Source organism: Nocardia sp. NPDC001965, assembly GCF_053594175.1.
Genome location: NZ_JBSFDZ010000005.1, coordinates 203,027 through 224,543, shown reverse-complemented (window position 1 = coordinate 224,543; position 21,517 = coordinate 203,027). Strand labels below are relative to the sequence as shown.

Below are 21,517 nucleotides of genomic sequence, written 5' to 3'. Positions count from 1 at the left end.
CGGTGGCGGGGTCCGGTGTGCCCGTCGGGCCGATCCCCGACTCGGGGATCCGGCCGATGACCATCTCGACCCGGGTACGGGCCACGGTGTATCGTCGAATCCAACCGAGAGTGGGATTCTCATTTGGAGAGATTTTCGATCTCCTAGTCCGGGCCGCGCCCGGCGTCGACCATGAACAGCGAGGAGTCCGGTGAATATCGACGACATGATTCTGGTGAGCATCGACGACCATGTGGTCGAACCGCGCGATATGTTCGCCAACCACGCGCCGAAGAAGTACGCCGAATACGTGCCCAAGGTCGTCGTGGACGACACCGGTATCGACCGCTGGATCTACCGTGACCGCCCCACCGGGGTCACCGGTCTCAACGCGGTCGTCTCCTGGCCCGCCGAGGAGTGGGGCTACGATCCCGCCGGGTACGCCGAGATGCGGCCCGCGGTATACGACATCCACGACCGGGTCCGCGATATGGACGCCAACGGCGTGCTCGGCTCCATGTGCTTCCCCACCTTCACCGGCTTCAGCGCCGGGCATCTGAGCCGCGGCGGAATGGACGAGATCACCGTCGCGATGATCTCGGCCTACAACGACTGGCATATCGACGAATGGGCCGGCGCCTACCCGGACCGGTTCATCCCGATCGCGATCCTGCCCCTGTGGGAACCGCAGCTCGCGATCGACGAGATCAACCGGGTCGCCGCCAAGGGCTGTCATTCGGTGACCATGCCGGAACTGCCACATATCGACGGCCTGCCCAGCTATCACGATATCGACTACTGGGGCCCGGTGTTCCAGGCGCTCTGCGATAACGACACCGTGATGAACCTGCACATCGGACAGGGTTTCGGCGTCCTCAAACTGGCTCCGAACGCGCCCATCGACAACCTGATGGTCCTGGCGCCCAGTATCTCGCTGATCGCCACCCAGGATCTGCTGTGGGGCCCCGCCTTCCGCAGCTATCCGAAGCTGAAGGTCGCCCTGTCCGAGGGCGGCGTCGGCTGGATCCCGTTCTTCCTGGACCGCTCCGACCGGCACTACACCAACCAGCGCTGGCTGCGCCGGGATTTCGGCGGCAAGATGCCCAGCGAGGTCTTCCGGGAGCATGTACTGGCCTGCTACGTCACCGATCCCACCTCGTTGAAACTGCGGCACGAGATCGGTATAGACAATATCGCCTGGGAATGCGACTATCCGCATTCGGATTCACTGTGGCCGGGCGCACCGGAGTTCGTACTGAACGAACTCGAGGGCGCGGGGGCCGACGATTCCGATATCGACAAGATCACCTGGCAGAACGCCTGCCGGTTCCTGAACTGGGATCCGTTCGCGCACATCCCCCGCGAGGAGGCGACAGTCGGGGCGCTACGCGCGAAGGCCACCGATGTGGACCTGTCCACCACGACCCGCGCGGAGTACGCGCAACGCTACGCTGCCAAGCACGCGAGCTGAGCCGGAACGGGGGCGGTCCCGTCGTCCCCGCCGCCGCCGAACCGGTTCCTTCCGGACCGTGACGACCCGGAAGGTATCGGCGGGCATCTGAGCATCACACCGCCGGCGGGTGGCTCGCGACCGGGACACTCGACCCGGGACCGCGGACCGCGGCGCCGTCATGGATGTGCAGGATCGCGTCGGCCGCCGCGACGGTCGCCCGGTCGAGCACGAAATAGCCCTGCGCGGGAGTGTGGTCGGCACGGCCGCGCGCATCGGGGATATCCGCCGGATTCACGAAACCCCGAGTGGCGACCCGGGTCTGCAGCCATCCCTCGTAGGTGTCCGGTTCCGGCTCGTGCAGATCCATCGATTCGTCGCGGCCCAGGGATCCGATCACCACGGTGTACCTCGCACCCATCAAGGATGCGGCGATCGCCCCCGCACCGGACCAGTCGATCTGCATCTCACCCATCCGCATACTGCTCGGGTTCCGCTGGAGATGGCTGTTGTGCGCGAATACCAGTGTCGCGCCCCGGTCGGCCTCCATACGCCGGATATCGAACAGATTCTGCGCCATCAACGCATCCCTGGTGACGCACAACCGGGTCCAGCGCACTTCCTGTTCGAGCTGCTGAGCCGCCTGCTTGTGATAGCGCAGCAGACCGAGCCCGGCGGTGAGATACGTTTCGGCCCGGAACCACTCGGCGCGCGAGGTGCTCGCCACGAGCTCGGGCGCCCGGGCGTAGAGCGCGATGAGCATATCGTCGGCCAGTACGCGCAAAGCTTCCGCGTCACCGGTCGCCCCGACCGATTCGGCCGGGTCCAGAACCGCCTCGCTGCGGTGCCACCGGCCGTCGGCACCGGCCGGGCCGGCCAACTCGAGGCCGAGTCCCAGATAGTCACGAGCGTATTCGAGGTAGTGGCGTGGACTGGGTGCGCTCATCGTCTCCAGCGGGGCGTCGAAGCCGTGGAAGGCGAGGCGTTCGTCCGCCGGGCGGCCGTCGTTGTATTCCCGCATCCAGGCGACAAGGCCCCGATTCGCGGCGAAGTCACCGAGCCCGTGCGAGAAACCCCGCGCCATGGCGGTATCGAGCGTGCCTGTCCCGTGCCGTACGTAATCGTCCACGACGAGCGCGGCCACCCGGTCGGTTTCCAGGGCGATCGATCGGTAGCCGTGGCCGGCCAGTTCCGCGAAGAGGTCGTTGCGGGTCCAGGCGAAAGCAGGTTCCAGATGGGTCGGTTCACCGAATGCCAGCAGGTCGGTGGGCGCGATAGCGAGGGCTTCCAGGGGTTCATTCACTTCTTCGATCATATCTTTGAAGAGTCGGTTGATACTTTTTCGGTCACCACGCAGTCAACATCCGATAATGTCTCAAAACGATGAAAAATATGCGACCGGCCGATCTCGCCCGCGAGCACGGGCTGTCCACCCAGGCCGTCCGCAACTACGAGCGAGACGGGTTCATACCACCCGCCGAGCGCACCCCGAGCGGATACCGGATCTACACCGAAACGCACGCGGCGGCATTGCGGGCCTTCCGCGCGCTCGTCACCGCGTACGGGCATACGCTCGCCGGGCGCGCCATGACCGCGATCCATGACGCCGATATCGACGCCGCGCTGAAACTCCTCGACCGCGGTCACGAACAACTGCTCCGTGATCGCGAAACTCTCGACACCGTCCGCAGGGCCATCGGGCACCTCACCGCCGAACACCACCCCGGCCTTCCCGGCCCGCCCACTGTCTCCACCACCCGTACCGTCGGGGAACTGGCGCATCACCTGCACGTCACCCCGGCGACATTGCGCGCGTGGGAGAACACCGGCATCCTCACTCCCGAACGCGATCCGGGGACCGGTTATCGCTTCTACACAGCCGCCGATATCCGCGACGCCGAACTGGCGCACCTGCTCCGCCGCGGCGGCTACGGACTGCACCGAATCGCCGCGGTGGTCGAACAGATCCGCACCGCCGGCGACACCGAGACCCTTGCGGGCGCACTGGCCGATTGGCAGCGCAGGATCACCGCGCGAGGTCTGGCCATGTTGGCGGCCGCGGGCCGGCTCGGCGAGTACCTGGAGCTCCGGGACGATCCCCTGCCGCATCCGACCGGCGGTCGCGACTAGGACCTGTCCTGTAATTCATCGCAACCAGAGCACGATCGCGGCTATGGTGAGTTCTGCCTGGTGGTAAGCGGCACGTTCGGCGTAACGGGTTGCCAGGCCACGGAACTGTTCGAGCCGGTCGAAGCAACGTTCGACCACGTTATGCCGCTTGTAGACCTCGGCATCGAACATCGGTGGCCGGCCATGGGCCGAGCCCTTCGCAGCACGGCGGGCGATCTGATGGTCGCGTTCGGGAAACCGATACCGCGCCACCGCAGGTCGGCCACGATCGAGATCAAGTCCTGCAGGCTGCGGCCGAGCCGATCCAGCGACGCGACCACGAGGGTGTCGCCGGCGCGCATGTAGTCCAAGCACTTCGCGAGCTGTTCGCGCTCGACGTCCTTCCCGGACTTCCTGTCGGAGAACACCTTCTTGCACCCGGCCGCCTTCAGGGCGCGGGTCTGCCGGTCGAGGTTCTGGTCGCGAGTCGAGACGCCGGCGTACCCGATCAGCGCTCCTCCCCCACCGATCGGATCCAGGGCATCGCCGTCGAGAGAAAGCGGTTCGAGCGCAGCGGTGTCCGTCGCCCGGTAATCGTACATAAAAGGGTGATTATCCATTGTTGGACGGTCAGGCTTTACGACACTGTTTTGAACAGTTGCCGACTTCGGTCGACCTGGACGTTTGTCGATGTTCGAAGCCGTGTACACCGATGCTCGAACTCGTGTTCACCCGCTTCGTGAATCCGCACGCGGCATCATCCAACATTGCGCTGCCCGGCCGGCGACGGTCGGCGATCGGCCACGACTACCGTTACGGGTTGTGTCTGTTTCCGAAGCGCGGCAACCGTTTCCCGTGATCGGGCCCTACGAGTCCGGGTTACTGGATGTCGGTGACGACAACCGGATCTATTGGGAAACCAGCGGGAATCCGAACGGCCAACCCGCTCTGGTGGTGCACGGCGGTCCCGGCAGTGGCGGGCGCCGCGAGGCGGGTGGGAGATTCGATCCCGACGCGTTTCGGATTGTGCTGTTCGACCAGCGCGGATGCGGCGAGAGTCTGCCGCATGCCGCCGACCCTTCCGTGGATATGGCGCACAACACCACCGAACACCTGCTTGCCGATATGGAGCTGCTGCGCGAGCACCTCGGTATCGAACGATGGCTGCTCTACGGCGGCTCGTGGGGTTCGACCCTGATCCTGGCCTACGCCCAGCGTCACCCGGACCGTGTGACCGGGATCGTGCTGGTCGGTGTGACCATGACCCGACCACGGGAGATCGACTGGCTCTACCACGGCCTGCGGTTGCTGCTGCCGGTCGAATGGGAGCGGTTCCGCGACGGGGCGCCCGCCGCGGACCGGGAAGGGAATCTGGTCGAGGCGTACCGGCGACTGATGGAGCACCCGGATCCGGCAGTGCGCGAAAGGGCTGCGCAGGAATGGTGCGCGTGGGAGGATGCGGTGATCGCGCACGAAGCCCTCGGCGCGCCGGGCCAATACAGCGCCAAACCGGATGCGGCACGGTTGGCGTTGGTGCGGATCTGCACTCACTATTTCGCCCATGCCGCCTGGCTCGACGACGGCCAGTTGCTCCGTGACGCTCACCGCCTCGCCGGGATCCCCGGCATTCTCATCCACGGTCGTCTCGACCTGTCTGGACCACTGCTCACCGCCTGGGAACTCACTGGAGCCTGGCCCGACGCAGAACTGCGGATCATCGACGACTCCGGCCACACCGGCAGCCCCGCCATGCAAGCTGCCGTTCTCGATGCCATTGCCCGATTTGCCAGTTGAGCGACTCCTGCACCATTGTCCAACTGGAGTACACCCCAGATAGACAGGTCTCTCACCCGGGCGTGCGAGCCTGGAACGTGGTTCCGCGCCCTGCACGAAGCCCTCGACACCACCACCCCCGGCGGGCGCCCGGTGTTTCATGTCTTCGCCGCGCTGGCCGAATTCATCCGCGAGCTCATCGTCGAGGGCACCCACGAAGGCCTGGCCGCGGCACGAGCCCGCGGGCAGCGCCTCGGCCGGCCACCGGCCATGAGCGAGGAACAGATCCGGCAGGCCCGCGCGCTGCTGACCCGGCCGGATGAGTCGGTGTCCTCGATCGCGCGGCTGCTGGGGGTATCCCGGACCACGCTGTACAAATACATCCCCGAATCGACCGGTAAGCAGCATATCGAGAATCGAAAGTAACGATGAGTTCGCCCGGTCCCGCTCGTCTGCTCCATGAGCGCATCGCCCGAGCATCTATGCAAGCCGTGCTCGGGGCCGAGTGTGTCCCGCCGACGAAAGAGTGAACCTCGAATGGCCGCACCCATCCACGCAATGCTCCGGTTCGAATCGGTCATCGGCCGGTGGAAGACATCCGGTGTGGTCCTCGACGAGCAAGGCCGGCAGACATCGACAATCGAGGGCACAGACGAATACGAGTGGATGACCGGAGACCGATGGATCCTGCACCGCGTCGACGTGATGATGGGTGACGAACGCACTCGGGCTCTCGAACTGATCGGCGACTACGACCCGGAGGCCGGTACCTACGCGATGCGGGCCTTCGACGCCTCCGGTTCGTACAGCACTATGACGGCACGCCCGAACGCCGATGGGTCCTGGCTCTTCGACGGCGAAGGAATGCGCAGCACTCTCCGGCCATCCGAAGACGGAACGTCGATGTCCGCGCTGTGGGAACGTAACCCCGGCACGGGCACATGGATCCCGTGGATGCGCATGAACTTCACCACCATCGAATGATTGGCGTGCGGGTCGTCAGCAGCTCGGGTGGGACGCGCGCGCCGGTCTGGTCGCCTCGGGTGTCATCTCGAAGGCGTGCGCGATCCGACCGCGTCGGCTTTACGGCCGCGACAGCCGTCCATCAATTGATGCATTCTTGAACATCGCGAGAAACGATCATCGCCGGTCAACGATCTTTGGAAGCGGATAGCCGTTCAAGAACGCCCGGTTCTCGAACACAGCGCGGCTGGGCGGGGAGTCCCCGAGAGGCGCTGGCGCCGAACCGGGTTTCAGGCGAGTGGGTTGGTCGAGAAGTCGATCTGACGCCGGGCGTTGGACAGGGTGGTTACCACGCAGGTGCCGACGGGCCCGGTGCGGTCGTAGAGTGTGGCGGCGCCGATGGAGATCCCCGCCGAAGCGATGATGTTGTCGGCGCGCAGGCCGAGTTCGTAGCCGATCGGGAGCCGGGAGAGGTTCACCGTGACGTCGGCGTTGATGTAGCCCGCACCCGCTGTTCCCCAATGGCACAGGTGGTTGGTCGCGTCGCCTATGATTGCGGCGCGCTGGAACGGGGTGATCGGCTCGCCGCCGACCAGCGGCGGCAGGCTCTGCCAGGTGATCTTGCGGTTGGCGTTCTGGTTCGCGCCGAAATCGGAGGTCCAGTCACGGTCACCGCTTTTGAACAGCGGCGGGGAACCTTCTGGGGACATGCAGCCCTCAGGAGGAACGGGCAACTCTTCGGAAGGACTCCATACTTCCCCCGGCGGTTCGGCGCCGGGGGTCAAGAATATGGCCGATGCCCGGACGCGGTCTTGGCCGTCCTGCACGAGGGCTGTATCGGCGACGGTGATCCGTGACCCGCGGCGGACCACGGTACTGCGCATCTCGAAGGGTGCGTTGCGCACAGGCTGGTAGAGGTCCGCGGTGAGGCGGGCCGGAACAAAGCCGTCAGGGCAGTGGTCCTCCAGTTCCCGGGCCAGCAGACCGCACACCCCGGTCCCGCTCAGGTTCGCCGGCGCCCACGGACTGATCGCCAGCTTCTCCGCGACGAGTTGATCGCCTTGCCGGTCGAAGAAACTCACCATCTGTGGTCTATCCCCCCTTCGGACTGTCTGTCGAAAATCCTGAAATGGAACACGTTACAGCCGCCACGCTGATGTCGCGCACCGCCTTGGCGCTCGGTGCAGCCGATAACCACTGTTCAAAAACTGATCATTCAATGGACAGTTCCGGTCCGGCGCCCGGATAAAGCGCGGTGCCGGAGTGGAAACAAGCGTCATGTGCGCGGAGCGGTTGTCTTCTCCAGATCGACTTCGCTCATGGTGTGCTCCGCATCTGCAGGTTCGCGTCTGCGACCGAGCAAGATAGGTGTTGCGAGCACGGTCGCCGCGAAGGTGCCCGCACCCGCGAGTACCAGCGCTCCGGCCGGGCCTGCTGTGGCGACCGCCGGAGCCCCGAGGACCGTTCCCAGAACTGTTGCGGCGCTGTTGAATGACCCCATTGCCGCGAAGGCGCGGCCTTTGACTTCGGCCGGAATATGTGTGCTGATCAGCACAATGATCGCGGAAACCTGCAGAGAATTCGCCGCACCGGCCGCAGCGAAGCCGGCCATTGCGCCGATCAGCGAGTGCGACAGGCCCGCGCCCGCTAGGCCCAACCCCATCAACAGGCCGGCCAGCACCAGCGTTTCGGCCTGCCGCCCGGGCGGGATGCGGCCGGCGATCCAGGAGGAGGTGACGAGCCTGCCGATCACGAAGGCGGTCGTCACTACGCCGAACAGCAACGGTGTAGCGCCGAGGGTGTCGCGCACGTAGAAGACTTCGGCGACAGTGAAAATCGCGGTGAAGACGATGGCCACCGCCAGCGAGGCCATCGCGGCCCGGACCACCACATCAGAGGCGAGGAGTACGGGCGCTTCTGCAACCTGTTTCCACCAGGTAGGCCGTTGCCCGCGGCTTTCGGGCGGAGTGCGCCGCAACCGCAGGGCGGCCAAGAGCGCGACCAGCAGGCAAGTAGCGGCGGCATCGACCACCATGGTGAAGGAGAAGCCGAGCAGCCCGACCGCGGCGCCGCCGAGTGCCGGGCCGGCCAGCATGCCGGTCATGCGCGCGGCATCCAGCATCGAGTAGGCGCGCGCTGGGTTGGCTGCAGCTGTCTCGTCGGCCTTTTCGGCCAGCAGCATCATCGCCGGGGCGTTCAGGGCTGCCAGGCAACTGGCGGTGAAGGCCAGTGCCAGGATCACCACGATCGGCAGCGATGCGGAGGCCGCCATGCCCAAAGTGATCACCGCCTGGCCCAGCAGTGTCACGGTGAGCAGCCTGCGCGATTCGACGCGATCCACCGCCGGAGCGAGCAATGGAGCGAGGAAGACGCCGGGCACCAAGCCGGCGAACAGGAACGCCGAGACCGACAGCGCCGAGTGATCCTCCAGCAGCAACAGCAACGCTATCCGCGCCACCGAGCCGCCCGCCGAGGCGATCCCGAGCGCTACGGCCAGAACGATGAGTCGCATCTACATCCCCACTATATTGTATAGCAAACCAATAGTTACCGGTCACTTCAGTGGCGGTGGATAAAACTTTAGCGGCAATCTGTCGAAACCTGCAATGTTCAGTGGCACAGCCGCTTTCCATTACTGCAGCTGCATTTATTTTGGAGGGATTCACATGAAACTCAGTCCATTGCTACGCCTTCGGTCGAAACGGTCCGGCGGATCGTTTCTCTCGGTGGCTGAACCGAGAAGCGTCGGGCCGGCCGGGAGGCCATCGCCGAGTCGCACATCGAGATGACACTGGCGACCGATGAGGCCGTGGCGGTGTGCCCGGCCGAACTGGAGGAGTCGGACCGGCGCCTGGCGGAGAGTATCAAGAACGGGCCGAAGCCGAGCCCTGGGCCTTACGACTGGCAGGTTGTGACGCTCGAGGCGAACAAGGCTGTTGGGGCACGGTTCGTTTCGGAGTCGCCTGGTACAACGAGAACTTCTTCCAGAAGAAGAAGACATCTACCTCGACTCCAACCACGGCGCCCTGTTTGGGAAATTCGGGGTCGCGCCGAGCGATATGAAGGTTACGCACTGGATCAAGACCTCCTGATCATCCCGAGCTCTCAGCTCCGCCGACCAAGCCCCGGGCAGCGCGCCCCGGTTACCCCGTGCCGCGTTCCCGGGGGCGGTTCGCCCAATATGAACCCCTGCCGAAAGCGTTTTTCACAAGAATAAGAAGGTATGTCGGAAGATGTGGGTGTGAAATATTTTGTAGCTCGAATAAGAGCTAAAGTACTCGTCACTTTAAATCCCTAATTCCCGGGTATATCCGAGAATTAGGGATTTGTGGCAAATTGCCAGCACGATCGTGGGTTTTCTGCGTTGCCGTGCTCTCCTACCTGACGTCCGGCCGGATCAGATGAGCGGCCGACCAGGCGCACTAGCGGTGAATACCGGGATCGCAAGTACCCCGACCAGATGCTCGCCGACATTCGCTACTCCGCCCGCGATCCAGCGCACCTCGGGCATATGGCTCGGGACCGAACTGACCGAGCCCGGCCAGCCCCTCGAGCACCACAGGAGTCATCAGTGTCGGGCGGACTGGCCGAACTCCTGGCTTCGCGGGTGTTTCGTAACAGCGCCGGCGTCACGAGCCTGGATCCGCGCGATCCGGACAGCCTGCTTCCGATACTCGACGAGAAGACACCGCCAGCGTAGAACGGGGACAGGAAAGCAGGACCTGAACAGGCACTTCCTCGCATTGAAGGCCGGTGTTCATCACGCGAGATCGCCCGCACCGGCGGCCAGAGCACTTAGCGAGCCGCGGTCGCTGACCAGCTGGCCTATCAGCGAGCACGGCGTCCGAGACCGGCCAAGCTCGCGGCCTGCCCGCACTTGCGGGTGCTGGTGGAGGACAAGCTGGAATCTCTGTGGTCACCCGAGCAGATCGCCGGGTGGCTGCGGCGACACTTCCCTGACGATCCGTCGATGCGGATCTCGCACGAAGCGATCTACCTGGCACTGTTCGACCCGCGACGCAAGGCGATCGACCGCACCCTGACACAAGCGGTTACGCACCGGACGCCCGATGCGACACCCGAAACGGGCCCGCAAACCTGACCGGCGAGGCGTGATCCGCGAACTCGTGCCTATCAGTGAGCGGCCGGCCGAGGTCGAAACCCGCCAGGTCGTCGGCCACTGGGAAGGTGATCTGGTGATGGGCTCACGGCCCTCGGCGATCGCCACGCTGGTGGAGCGGACCAGCCGGTTCACTGTCCTGGTGGCGCTGCCCGACGGCATCGAAGCCGAGCAGGTCACACCACACCTGACACGCTTCCTACTCGGGCTGCCCGCACCGATGCGGCGGACCCTGACCTGGGACCGCGGCCGCGAGATCGCCGGACATCAAGCCATCACCGCAGCGACACAGACACCGATCTACCTCTGCAAACCCCGCGGCCCCTGGCAGCGCGGCACCAACGAGAACACCAACCGACTGCTACGCCAATACCTACCCAAGAGCGCTGACCTGCGCCGATTCGACCAGACCGATCTCGACGCCATCGCCTTCGAACTCAACCACCGGCCCCGCAGGATCCACGGATACCGCAGCCCTGCCGAGGTCTACGCTGAACACCTGAACAGCGGTGATGCACTACCCCTTTGAGACCGCCATCATTTATGGACAGTAACAAAGTCCCTCGCCCGGTCTGGCCCGGGCAGGTGTGGCGTACCTCGACCTCAGGTCGATCCGCGAAGATCGTAGTCGGGGTGATTGCCCTCGACGGAGTCCGCGGGCCAAGTCGAAGTCATCATTCGCTAAACTGATCCGGTAGTATGTCCAGGCTCCATTTGCGGGAGTAGGGCCAGGCCTGTCGGATCCGGCGATTCGGAGGGAATCTCGTGGCTCGACGCATCGGTCGAGGACGTGTGATCTCGTGAACCGGTGGCAACCTGCCGACGAAGTTGCGAGATGGGCGGCCCAGCTGTCCGAGCAGTTGACTCGAGGGGCGGCGAAAGAGGCGCGGTCGGAAGCAGCAGCGGCACAATATATCCGAGATGTGATCGGCGGAGTAACGCGTTCCGAAGAGCAGGGCGAAGGGCTACTCGACAGGACATCGAGAACCTCTCCCGAAGGGAAGGATATTCGGGCCGTCATCCTTGGGGAGGACGACCGCCGCGAGCCCCTCGGAATACATGACGATGCCGCTCGTGCGGGTGATACGACAATCGGCCCGCAGATCGACACACCCGCCGTCACCGACGTTGACAGGTCCGCACTGCAGCGCTACGGGAAAACCTCCGGAGGGTTGAACTTCGCAATACGCCAGAACGATCTGAGCCGCTACCAGCAACTGTTGCGCGACGACATCAACTCGGCCCTGAGCAAGCTGCCCGATTACAGCAACAAATGGGTCATACGTCGGGTCAACCTTTCACCCGAAGCGTTGGCCCGTTACCGGGATGATCCGGATCTGGTCGAGGCGGCATTCACCTCCGCGTCGAGGACGGACAAGGCCGCATTCGGCACCGACCGCATGAGCGGTATTCCTGTGGAGTTTCAGCTCTTGTCGAAGCACGGTAAGGACGTGAGTGCGTACACGGGTAGGCCTGAAGAGGAGGAGATACTGTTCCGAAGCCCCACGCCGTTCAGGACAATCGAGATCCCATATGTGGATCCGCAGACCGGGCGGACTGTGATTCGCAGGGTCGAGCTGTGACGAGCACAGCGTCGCGCCCTGGACCTGGGGTGAACCCGACACTGGAGCTGTGGCGGTCGACCCGCCGGAGTCCGGTGGCGACGCCAAAAGATGGTCATCCTGCCGCCCGCAGCGACCTGGGCCCACAGCAGGTGGGGAATACCGGCGCTCGCAGATCCCAGGCGAGTTCCTGCTGTACGTCTTCTTGGTCGTCGGCGATCGAATGAGCGAGTGTGCACCGGTGCACTGCTGCTGCGGAGTCGGCGCGACCGGGTATCGCTGTCCTTCGCGTTGTGCGACGGCCCGAGTCGCGGAATGAGTCGCACTCGCCCCTTGTGTCGGTGTCGGGTGTGACGATGATTTCTGGAATATCAAGGATGCGGACGGATTTCAGGGGCATGCCCTGACATCGAATGAGCTTCCACGCCACTATCACGAGTGGACCGATCAGGATTACCGCATCATCGCGACCGGGCTGTCCGCAGGCATGTCCGACGCCGATGTGGCGAAAGGTGCTGGTAGGACGCTGTCGGCGGTTCAGTCGCGGGCCCGGTATCTGGCCGGGCGGGCGCAGTCCAGGGGCGGCCCCGGCGCGGCGTGGAAACGGCTTCGGGAGACCTTCGGCAGCGACACCGGCTACGACAACTCCATCGGGAAGTCTCCGGAACTATTCAGGTTTGCTTGGTCGCCAACCCGAAATACCCGCAGACCTCACCAATATGCCAACGCAGGTATCAGCTTCCACCGACATGCTGAGGGGTGGCACCACTGGGCGGTGCCACCCCATCACTGACTTCGATACAGAACCTAGTGTTCCGCGCCTGAAATGCGTTGGATATATCGGGCGAGGGAGTCGAGGATTTCCTCGGCGGTCTTGCGCCAGACGAACGGCCGGGGGTTGGCGTTCCAGTGCTCGATCCAGGTGGTGACGTCCTTCTCCAGTGCCGCGACGCTTTTGTGGACACCGCGGCGGGTGAGCTGGTCGGTGAGGTATCCGAACCAGCGTTCGACCTGGTTGAGCCAGGATGACCCGGTCGGGGTGAAGTGGACGTGGAAGCGGGGTGGCGGGCGAGCCATTCGTTGACGATCGGGGTCTTGTGGGTGGCGAGGTTGTCGCAGACGAGGTGGACATCGAGTTCGGCGGGCACGGTCTTGTCGATCGTGACCAGGAACTTGCGGAACTCGGTCGCGCGGTGGCGGCGGTGCAGCTCGCCGATCACGGTGCCGTCGGCGATGTTGAACGCGGCGAACAGGCTGGTGGTGCCGTGGCGGGCGTAGTCGTGGGTGCGGCGTTCGGGCATGCCCGGCATCATCGGCAGCACCGGCTGGGAACGATCCAAAGCCTGCATCTGGGATTTCTCGTCCACACAGAGGACGACGGCCCGTTCGGGCGGATTGTGGTAGAGGCCGACGACGTCGACCACTTTCTCCACGAACAGCGGGTCGGTTGACAGTTTGAACCCGTCGACCAGGTGCGGTTTCAGCTCGAACCGCCGCCAGATCCGTCCGATCGTCGATTTCGACAGCCCGGTCCGTTCGGCCATCGACGACCGGGACCAATGCGTGGCATCACGCGGAGTCTGCTCCAAGGTCAACGCCAGCACCTGTTCCACCCGGTCCAAAAGTATCGACGGCGGCCGGCCCGGCCGAGGCTCGTCGGCCAGCCCGGGCAGACCGTGCTCGATGAACCGTTTCCGCCACTTCGCCACGGTCATCGGTGTGACACCGACTGCTGCTGGGCCGTCGTCGTCGCCGGGAACGGATGTACACCGGTGAGCATGTGGTAGAACGCGCCGCCCAGGGCGTAGACATCGGCACGCCGGTCGGCGGCGACCGTGGGGTCGAGCTGTTCGGGCGCGGCGTATCGGAAGCTGGCGTACACCTCCCCGGTGCGGGTGATGGCGACCGATTCGTCCAGCGCTTTCGCGATTCCGAAGTCCGCCAGCAGCACCCGCGGGTGTGCGCCACCTGCCACCATGATGTTGGCCGGCTTCACATCGCGGTGCAGCGTGTTCTGCTGATGTGCGTGATCGAGCGCACGGGCGGCCTCGGTGAGGACCCATACCGCGTAGTCCGGCGAGAAGGGGCCGTTGCGCAGCAGCGCGGCGACATCGGTGCCGTCCACGTATTCCATGGCGATCCACAACTGCCCGGCGTGCTCACCACGGGCGTGCACACTCACGATATTGGGATGCGCCAGCCGGGCGGCGGTATCGGCCTCGCGCTGGAATCGTGCTCGAACACCGGGATCATGGGTCACCGATCCGGCGAGCAGTTTCAACGCGACCCAGCGCGGCAGGTCGCGATCCCGCGCGAGATAGACCTCGCCCATCCCCCCCGGCGCCCAACAGCCGTTCGATCCGATACCCCGCGAAATCCTGCCCCTGCGCCAGCCCCACCGAGCTCTCCTCCACTCCCGTACCGGGTAACCCTACTCGACCCGACCGGCGGGCGCGCCCGGGCAAGCCGGACCGCCGGTCTCACCGGCCGGCGAGACCGCAGACCTCGGCATCGCCTCGGGCACGGCCGCCCCGGCGGTCCCGCTACTCGGTTTCCGCTTCGGTCATCACCGACGCCGGATCGGCCGGTGGGAATGTGACAGGTAGCGAGGCCAGCGCCCGATGGAACGGGCCCGGGCGCCAACTCGGTTCACCTCCGGGCAGAGCCGGGCTCAGATCGGGAAGTACGTCCAGAAGTTGATCGATGGTCTCCTGGGCGATCAGGTAGGCCAGCGATTGCGCGGGACACGCATGCGGACCGGCTCCCCAGGCAAGATGCGAGCGGTTGCCGGTCCGGTGCTCGGATCGGATAGCGGGATCGTTGTTACACGCGGTCATGCTGATCAGGACCGGTTGGTGGGCCGGTAGCCAGACATCTTCGATCAGAATCGGCTGCCGCGGAAAGGTGATCATGTAGTTCGCCAACGGCGGGTCGTTGAACAGCACCTCGTCGAGCGCGTCGCGCGTCGAGAGGCTACCGGCCACTACTGTGTCACCGAACCTGTCGTCGGTGAGGATCAGCAGCAGAGTGTTGGCGACCAAGTTCAGCTGCAACTCGATTCCCGCACCGTAGAAGGCCACCAACTGGTGGATCAGTTCCTCGTCGTCGAGCTGGACCGGATGCCGCAAGAGTTTCGTCGCGACATCGTTGCCGGGTTCGATCCGTTTGAGCGCTACCAGATCCTGCAACGCCGAACCGACCATCAGATTGCCCTGTTCGGCCTCGATACCCTCGAATATCGCGGCCATACCGGTGGCGACCCGGCGCCCGATATCGGGTGTGCAGCCGACCATGGCACCCACGACCTCGAACGTCAGCGGGAAGATGTACTGGCTCATCAGATCGGCCGAACCGTCGGCACAGAAGCCTTTGATCAGCGGCAGCGCGAACTTCTCGACGATGCCGTGCAGACCGTACAGGTCGACCTCGGCGATACTGGCCGAGGTCGCCTCGCGGTAGCGCAGGAAAGCCGAGCCGGCGCTCTTGCTCCCCGACGGGCGCCATTCCATGATCGGAAGCACCGGGCAGTCGGCGGGAATATCCTTCTGCCAGATACGCGGATCGGCCGGGAAATGCTCCGGGTCGTTGAGGACCCGCAGCGCGGTGTGGTAGCCGATCACCAGCGTGGCCGGTACTCCCGGTGCCAGCTCGACCGGTGCCAGAGAGCCGTATTTCTTCCGCATTTCGAAGTACGCGCGATGCGGGTCGATCGCGAATTCCGGCGAGTGCATCGACACCCGCTGCTCGTCGGAGTCGTACGGCGAACCGTGGGCGACGGGGCACGATGCGGGGTGAGCAGGTGACTGGGGCGAACTCAAAACGGTTGAACTCCAACATGATCGAGTGCGTCGACCGGTCGACGCCGGTCAGGTGCGAGCTTTTCGCCCCTCGAGCATAACCAGCGGCTGCCCGACACTGCTCGCTCAGTGATATCGCCGCAGCTAGCGTCGCGGCCACACGCCGCGGTGTTCGACGGCGGCCGCCAGGAACGTGGTGAAATCGTCTGTGTACCTGACCCATTCCGCCGCGCGGGCATTCAGGGTCGACCGGAACACATGAACGCCCGGCTCCCGGTCGCCGTCGAGGGCGAACGCGAAGTCGTGTTCGTAGGTGTCGAGATGCCGCGGGGTGTCAGCGTGCACCGTGGCTTCGGCGAAGACGAAGAAGCCGTCCTCGTCTACGGCGGGGCCGTAGAGTTCCCGGAAGTCCACGACGGCGGGCGGGCCGGCCCGGCTATCGGATGCGAACCCGGAGATGTCGAAGAGCTGGTTCTGCGCTTCGTCACTGCGGGACAGCCCGGCGTACTTCCAGAGGAACTCCGTGTACCCGGTATCGCCGGTCAGCCCCGGGTAGGTATCGAATAGCGCCGCCAGCAGAGGTTCCAGCGCGGGATCCGGCGTCACCGGGTGGCGGGGCCCGGTCCCCGACCCGGTCCCGGGCAGCGCGCCGAACGCGGCCACGAGGGCATCGATGGTGGTCACGACCGCTAGGGTGCCCCGACCGGGGTCAGGCAACTGGCCGGTGGATCGACCAGGACGCAGAGAGCGGGTGGCCGGGTGGGCCGATAGTCCGGGGGCACACCGCCCGCGGCGATGATCTGGGAATAGGCGCCCACGGCATCGGTGGGCCGGCGGGTCAGGGTCGGATCGGAACGCACGTCCACGGTGTAGAGCCCGAATCGGGGACTGTAGCTTCCCCATTCGTAATTGTCGGTGAGACTCCAGTAGTTGTACCCGATGACATCGATGCCGTCGGCTCGGGCGCGCTGGATCCAGTAGACGGTATCGCGGAGATGATCGCCGCGGGCGTATCCGTCGGCCCGGGGCCGGCCGTTGTCGGTGGCCATACCGTTCTCCACGATATAGAGCGGCTTACCCGGAAACCGTTGCGCATAGTATTTCAGCGCGAAATAGATGCCTTCGGTGCGCAACGGCAATTCCCAGATCGGTTGTCCCGGTGGGGACAACATCGACGATCCGGCGGCCTTCAACACGGTATCGAGCAGTGACCGTACCGGATCGTAGGCGAAGTAGTAGTCGACTCCCACATAGTCCAGCCGGTCGCCGATACGGTCGACGAGAGCACCGTTGATCTGGGCTTCCGCCCCGGCGACATAGCCGACATTGCTGGTCACCTGGGCGGTCGGCCGAACCCGGTGGATATGGTCGTATATGGCATTGTGCGCCTGCGCCAGCCGGTCCAGCATCACCGGCGCGTCGGCGGCCCCCCGGGAGGCCTCGTGCGCGATATATGCGACCGGCTCGTTCACGGTGACCCACAGGGGATCCAGGGACGCGTAGCGATCGACGACCTTACGCATATTCGTCAGCCAGTCCTCGACCATACCGGGCGAACGCCAACCGCCGCGATCGACAGCCCAGCCCGGGTACACCCAATGGTCCAGCGTGATCATCGGTCGCATTCCGGCCCGCACGATATCCGCCAGGACCGCATCATAGAAGCCGAAAGCAGCGGGATCCCATACACCCGGCGCCGGTTGCAGCCGGGCCCACTCTATCCCGATCCGAAAAACCTTCGTCCCCATCGCGGCGGCGAGCCCGATATCGGCCGAGTAGCGACCCACGAAGTCGACCGAATCCTGCAATCGGTCGTATCCGGGGTTCGCGGCGACGTAGCGACTCCAATTGCTATCCGGTGTCCGGCCTTCGGATTGGAACCCGGACGTCGAGACGCCCCACAGAAACCCGGGATCCAACGCCTGCGGGCCGGCGGCCGGTTGCACGTCCGGGGCGGCGGCCGAAGTCGCACAGAGCAGTAGCGTCGTCACGACGGAACCGAGCGCGACCAGGAAGCGCCGTTGATGCCGAAATCGCATCGGTCCAGCGTAGACGGCGCGCACCGGCCGGGGGCACGAAACGCCCGATGATCGTCGCGAGTCGATGGACCCGGCTCGTTCGATACCGCGGATTCGGACCGGCCGCGGCAATCGCCCCACCGAGAGCATCCGGACCGCCGTCGCCTCGCGGTGACACTCCGAAGGCAACGCTGTGACCGGCGAGATGGATCGCCTGCCCGCAATGCGGGGGGATGAGGAGAATACTGCGAACACGTACCCGAGCAGCCGTCCCTTCTTCCGAATCGAGAGGAACAGCGAGTGCGACACATCATCGACACTGCGGCCGTCTTCGCGACCGGAGCGTTGCTCACCCTGGCCGCACCATTCAGCGCGTACGCGGACCTCGGCGATTTCGTCTACCTCGCACAGAACGGTGGCCACGCCGTATTGCGCGATCCCGTCCCCGATCGGTGTCACAACACGCCGGGTGCGGCCGGGGTCGTCGCGAACGATACGAGCATGCGAGTGGCCGGTTTCCCGGGGCCGAACTGCGAGGGAGCGCCCGCGACCCCCCAGCGCGGGTCGGCGTTCGAGAGCGTGGTGTTCAGTTCGTAGGTTCCCAGGCGCGCGACCCGGCGCTCAGAACCCGCGCAGGCGGTCGGGCACCACCCGGACGGGTACCGAGTACTCGGCCCGGAACCGTTCCCCGGTCATGGACAGGCCCGCCAGCCCGGATTCGTATTTCTCCAGGTAGGCCGCGGCTTCGGCGGGTTCCACGGCGGAGTCGAGCCGGGCCACGCCGCCGAACACCACCACTTCGCCTCCGCTCTCGGTGCTGTTGAAGTGCAGAGCCACGCGCGGGTTGCGGGCGATATTACGGAGCTTGGGCCGGTCGGGCTGACTGAAGATCAGGAAGCTGCCCCCGTCCCAGCGGAACCACACGGGGTTGGGTTGCGGGGTGCCGGTGGGGCCGACGGTGGTCAGCCAGACGATCTGCTCCTGTTCCAGACGGTCGGCGACTCTCGCACCGAATTCTGTTGTGGGGTCGATCAATTCGTTCGCACTCGATGTGGTCATGAGCGGCCTCCGGAAGATGCGGGCGGGATGCGCCCGGAACAACACCGGGGCCACCGTGACGATTCCCGGCCGAGAGCGCGGTTGCCCGGCGATCCGATAAGCATCCGATAACTCTTTTTAGAGGTCACTTTTCCATTAAAACAGGCACCTGTTGCGACGGCCCGTGCGAAACTTCAGCGATTCCCCTCCTCTCCCCTCCCCTCCCCTCCTCGCTGAAAGAAGCCCCGATGAGAACCCTGTCCATCCTGGGCACCGCCGCCCTCGCCGCCGCCACATTCGGCCTGATCACAGCCACCGCAGCGGCCGGCGCCACCCCGGCCGGATGCCACGCCTCCTACGACCCGTGCGTCCCCGTCACCAGCGATGTGGACTGCGAAGGCGGTAGTGGCAACGGACCCGCCTACACCGGCCGCGTCCGGGTCATCGGACCCGACGAATACGACCTCGACCGCGACGGTAACGGAATCGGCTGCGAGAGCAGCTGATCGGACCCGTGTGGTGCCGTGGCGACGGCACCACACCCGCCGGTGGCGCGGCCCCGGTCCGGTTGCCTCTCGCCGATCGCCCCGCCACCGCCCGATCGGCGAGAAGTATTGCGCCCCTGGCCAGGGCGAACCACTCTGATATATTGAACCCGTCGGTCGGCGAAGTGGGGACGGCCGATTTATGCGAGGCATGAACGGGGGGAGTGTTTGCCGGTGCTGCACGAATTACTTCGACTGTGAACCAGCTTCTGCCCGGTTCCGGGATTCTCTTTCCGCGCCGCGCCGGTTGATCATCCGGCGCCGAACAGGCGCGGCCGAACGACTTTCCTTCTGCAGGCCGGCTCCGGGCCGGTCCATGCCTCGAACATTTCGAATGGAGTACTCATGCTGAAAAAGTTCTCGATCGCCGGAATTCTGGCGGCCGTCCTGGTCACCGGCGTCGCCGGCGTGGCAGCGGCAGAGACACGATGGGTTCTGAAGACCGGATTGATCGACGAGTATTCCTGCCTGCAATGGATCGTGGACAACGGGAACAAGGACGCCGGGCAGTTCGAATGCCAGAACAACGGCGCCGACGGGTGGACGGTCATCCTGGTGGCGCCCTGAGTGATCCCACAGTCCGCGAAAGTGCACATCACAGCGCATCACCGCCGACCCGGTGGTGAGCGGAAGCAGCTGCCACCGGTGCTGCTGAAGGTGCCGGTGCGGACCTGTCCGCCCTGGGCGCCGCCGCCCGCGCCATCACTTCGTTCGGCCCGGTCGCGGTCGCCGCTCCGGCGCGGGCCGCACCGGCCGGCTGCCACCTCTCCTACGACCCCTACGTCTCCATCACCAGCGATGTGGACTGCGCGGGCGACAGGGGGAACGGGCCCGCCTACACGGCCGGGTCCCGGGTGATCGGTCCGGACGAATACGGTCGGGACCGCGACGATAGCGGAATCAGCTGTGAGAGCAGCTGACCTGCGGTAGCGACGGTAATGGCCGAGGGTGCGCGAGACGCCGGAGTACGCGTCTCGGGCACCCTCGCCGCCCTCGGCCGGGAAAGAGCGTAGTAACTCCCGCCGCCACCGGCGATCCACCACCGATACCTGTGGGATGGTGGACACGGCCGGCGAGCGAGAAGAGAAAATCCATGCGGGTTCCCGTATCCAAGACCCTCAGCGCGACAGCGCGTAAGGCCACGGAGCGCTCGGCCACTCTGATCGGCGATTTTGCGACCGGCACTTCCAAAACCTATCGCCGCTTCGCCCTACGCACACGCGATGGCACCGCAGGTGTAGAGCAAGCAAGCAGCAAGGGCCACTATTCGTTCCGCCGCGTGGTACCGGCTGCCGCGGTGGGTGGTGGGCTGGGTGGGCTGGCGCTGACCCAGCTCGACGATGACGAACCAGAAGACCGACCGCAGGACGACACACCGAAGGTCGAATCCGACCTGGACGCGTCCGTACTGCGCTACGCCGATATGTCCCCGTTCTTGCGCGAGCAGCTGAAAATCCTGGAAGCCGACGGCTGGACGATCGGATACGGCGATATCGATGCGCTCGGTAAGACCTATTACGACGCCAAGAAGATCATCATCAGCACGGAGAAGAAGGGTGATCCGCTGTGGGCCACCGCGATTCTGGCACACGAGGTGGGCCACTCCTACCCGGGCAGATTCGGCGCGATCACCGATCCACCGACGCCCGGTGAGAAATACGGTCCGTGGCTCGAACGGAATATGCGCATGCGCTATCTCGAAGAAGCCGAGGCCGGATTGTCCACCGCCCGGGTGCGGCGCGAGATACTCGGGAACGGCGGTCCCGATATCGGGAACATCAGCGATGAGACCAAGAGCATCTGGGCGGCCGAACTTTCCGGGAAACTGTCGCACGACGGAGCACGCGACCGGCTGGCCGACGAGCTCGGCAGGTCGCCGTACCAGCACTACCGGGACGCGCTGGAGGAGACGTGGGACAAAAACTTCGTCGCCACCAATGGGCCGTCGGAGTTGCTCACCGGGGATGAGGGAGTGCCGAGCCTACGGGGTGACAGTATCGACGGCGGCGATCCCGGCCACAATGCTCATGTGCCGGCACCCGCGCCGCTCGAGCCGCTCGCGCCGCTCGAGCCGGTGGAGCCGCTCGCGCCGGTGGAGCCGCTCGAGCCGGTGGAGCCGGACAGTCCGCAGGACGCACCGAGATAGTGGATGCTCCGAACCGG

The 21,517-nt window shown here is 65.2% G+C and carries 20 protein-coding genes and 2 pseudogenes; 12 read left to right on the top strand and 10 right to left on the bottom strand.

The window, feature by feature from the left end; translation table 11 throughout:
* The first annotated feature begins 190 nt into the window (after nt 1-190).
* Nucleotides 191-1,450 (top strand): amidohydrolase family protein, encoded by a 1,260-nt coding sequence (locus ACWCPQ_RS11280; protein ID WP_449897211.1) that lies wholly within the window; start codon nt 191-193, stop codon nt 1,448-1,450.
* A 94-nt stretch (nt 1,451-1,544) separates the two neighbouring features.
* Here the strand turns inward: ACWCPQ_RS11280 and ACWCPQ_RS11275 are convergent, their stop codons facing one another.
* Entirely contained in the window at nt 1,545-2,732 is a 1,188-nt protein-coding gene (locus ACWCPQ_RS11275; RefSeq protein WP_449897209.1) for an erythromycin esterase family protein, read from the bottom strand.
* An 89-nt stretch (nt 2,733-2,821) separates the two neighbouring features.
* Between ACWCPQ_RS11275 and ACWCPQ_RS11270 the strand changes: the two genes are divergently transcribed.
* A complete protein-coding gene (locus tag ACWCPQ_RS11270; protein ID WP_449897207.1) occupies nt 2,822-3,559 on the top strand; it encodes a TioE family transcriptional regulator in 738 nt (245 codons plus the stop codon).
* Nucleotides 3,560-3,600: 41 nt separating this feature from the next.
* Here the strand turns inward: ACWCPQ_RS11270 and ACWCPQ_RS11265 are convergent, their stop codons facing one another.
* Nucleotides 3,601-4,140, bottom strand: coding sequence for a recombinase family protein (locus ACWCPQ_RS11265; RefSeq protein WP_449897205.1), 540 nt, complete (start codon nt 4,138-4,140; stop codon nt 3,601-3,603).
* 110 nt (nt 4,141-4,250) lie between these two features.
* On the opposite strand from ACWCPQ_RS11265, the gene ACWCPQ_RS11260 reads away from it, so the two are divergent.
* The 4 genes from ACWCPQ_RS11260 to ACWCPQ_RS11245 all read left to right on the top strand — a co-directional run bounded on the left by ACWCPQ_RS11260 (nt 4,251) and on the right by ACWCPQ_RS11245 (nt 6,295).
* Nucleotides 4,251-4,397: a hypothetical protein gene (locus ACWCPQ_RS11260; protein WP_449897203.1), complete on the top strand. Its 147-nt coding sequence runs from the start codon at nt 4,251-4,253 to the stop codon at nt 4,395-4,397.
* Entirely contained in the window at nt 4,361-5,332 is a 972-nt protein-coding gene (gene pip, locus ACWCPQ_RS11255; protein ID WP_449897201.1) for a prolyl aminopeptidase, read from the top strand. The genes ACWCPQ_RS11260 and pip overlap by 37 nt, the downstream gene beginning before the upstream one ends.
* A gap of 15 nt (nt 5,333-5,347) precedes the next feature.
* A complete protein-coding gene (locus tag ACWCPQ_RS11250) occupies nt 5,348-5,737 on the top strand; it encodes a helix-turn-helix domain-containing protein (RefSeq protein ID WP_449897199.1) in 390 nt (129 codons plus the stop codon).
* A 111-nt stretch (nt 5,738-5,848) separates the two neighbouring features.
* Complete coding sequence (locus ACWCPQ_RS11245; protein WP_449897197.1) at nt 5,849-6,295, top strand: DUF1579 family protein; 447 nt, start codon at nt 5,849-5,851, stop codon at nt 6,293-6,295.
* Between the two features lie 269 nt (nt 6,296-6,564).
* On the opposite strand, the gene ACWCPQ_RS11240 is transcribed toward ACWCPQ_RS11245, so the two are convergent.
* Complete coding sequence (locus ACWCPQ_RS11240; RefSeq protein ID WP_449897195.1) at nt 6,565-7,359, bottom strand: acyl-CoA thioesterase domain-containing protein; 795 nt, start codon at nt 7,357-7,359, stop codon at nt 6,565-6,567.
* A gap of 191 nt (nt 7,360-7,550) precedes the next feature.
* Complete coding sequence (locus ACWCPQ_RS11235) at nt 7,551-8,786, bottom strand: MFS transporter (protein ID WP_449897193.1); 1,236 nt, start codon at nt 8,784-8,786, stop codon at nt 7,551-7,553.
* A gap of 1,248 nt (nt 8,787-10,034) precedes the next feature.
* On the opposite strand from ACWCPQ_RS11235, the pseudogene ACWCPQ_RS11230 reads away from it, so the two are divergent.
* Both ACWCPQ_RS11230 and ACWCPQ_RS11225 read left to right on the top strand, forming a co-directional pair.
* Nucleotides 10,035-10,923: pseudogene (locus tag ACWCPQ_RS11230) on the top strand (IS30 family transposase); the annotation flags it as partial.
* Nucleotides 10,924-11,194: 271 nt separating this feature from the next.
* A complete protein-coding gene (locus tag ACWCPQ_RS11225; RefSeq protein WP_449897191.1) occupies nt 11,195-11,977 on the top strand; it encodes a hypothetical protein in 783 nt (260 codons plus the stop codon).
* A 786-nt stretch (nt 11,978-12,763) separates the two neighbouring features.
* Here the strand turns inward: ACWCPQ_RS11225 and ACWCPQ_RS11220 are convergent.
* The 5 genes and pseudogenes from ACWCPQ_RS11220 to ACWCPQ_RS11200 all read right to left on the bottom strand — a co-directional run.
* Nucleotides 12,764-13,668: pseudogene (locus ACWCPQ_RS11220) on the bottom strand (IS630 family transposase); the annotation flags it as partial.
* Nucleotides 13,668-14,288: a serine/threonine-protein kinase gene (locus tag ACWCPQ_RS11215; protein WP_449897189.1), complete on the bottom strand. Its 621-nt coding sequence runs from the start codon at nt 14,286-14,288 to the stop codon at nt 13,668-13,670. The pseudogene ACWCPQ_RS11220 and the gene ACWCPQ_RS11215, both read right to left, overlap by 1 nt.
* 211 nt (nt 14,289-14,499) lie before the next feature.
* The gene (locus tag ACWCPQ_RS11210) at nt 14,500-15,687 is read right to left on the bottom strand and encodes a cytochrome P450 (RefSeq protein WP_449897378.1); all 1,188 of its coding nucleotides are present in this window, start codon (nt 15,685-15,687) and stop codon (nt 14,500-14,502) included.
* 210 nt (nt 15,688-15,897) lie between these two features.
* Nucleotides 15,898-16,437, bottom strand: coding sequence for a hypothetical protein (locus ACWCPQ_RS11205; protein WP_449897188.1), 540 nt, complete (start codon nt 16,435-16,437; stop codon nt 15,898-15,900).
* A 5-nt stretch (nt 16,438-16,442) separates the two neighbouring features.
* Nucleotides 16,443-17,792: a family 1 glycosylhydrolase gene (locus tag ACWCPQ_RS11200; protein ID WP_449897186.1), complete on the bottom strand. Its 1,350-nt coding sequence runs from the start codon at nt 17,790-17,792 to the stop codon at nt 16,443-16,445.
* Nucleotides 17,793-18,071: 279 nt separating this feature from the next.
* Here ACWCPQ_RS11200 and ACWCPQ_RS11195 point away from each other — a divergent pair, with 279 nt between their 5' ends.
* On the top strand, nt 18,072-18,368 hold the full coding sequence (locus ACWCPQ_RS11195) for a hypothetical protein (protein WP_449897184.1): 297 nt from the start codon (nt 18,072-18,074) through the stop codon (nt 18,366-18,368).
* A 24-nt stretch (nt 18,369-18,392) separates the two neighbouring features.
* On the opposite strand, the gene ACWCPQ_RS11190 is transcribed toward ACWCPQ_RS11195, so the two are convergent.
* Nucleotides 18,393-18,830: a TIGR03667 family PPOX class F420-dependent oxidoreductase gene (locus ACWCPQ_RS11190; RefSeq protein WP_449897182.1), complete on the bottom strand. Its 438-nt coding sequence runs from the start codon at nt 18,828-18,830 to the stop codon at nt 18,393-18,395.
* Between the two features lie 227 nt (nt 18,831-19,057).
* On the opposite strand from ACWCPQ_RS11190, the gene ACWCPQ_RS11185 reads away from it, so the two are divergent.
* The 3 genes from ACWCPQ_RS11185 (at nt 19,058) to ACWCPQ_RS11175 (ending at nt 21,500) form a co-directional block, all read left to right on the top strand.
* On the top strand, nt 19,058-19,315 hold the full coding sequence (locus ACWCPQ_RS11185; RefSeq protein ID WP_449897180.1) for a hypothetical protein: 258 nt from the start codon (nt 19,058-19,060) through the stop codon (nt 19,313-19,315).
* 384 nt (nt 19,316-19,699) lie between these two features.
* Nucleotides 19,700-19,921, top strand: a complete 222-nt coding sequence (locus tag ACWCPQ_RS11180) for a hypothetical protein (protein WP_449897178.1) — start codon at nt 19,700-19,702, stop codon at nt 19,919-19,921.
* Between the two features lie 526 nt (nt 19,922-20,447).
* Nucleotides 20,448-21,500: a hypothetical protein gene (locus ACWCPQ_RS11175; protein ID WP_449897176.1), complete on the top strand. Its 1,053-nt coding sequence runs from the start codon at nt 20,448-20,450 to the stop codon at nt 21,498-21,500.
* The last annotated feature ends 17 nt before the right edge of the window (nt 21,501-21,517 follow it).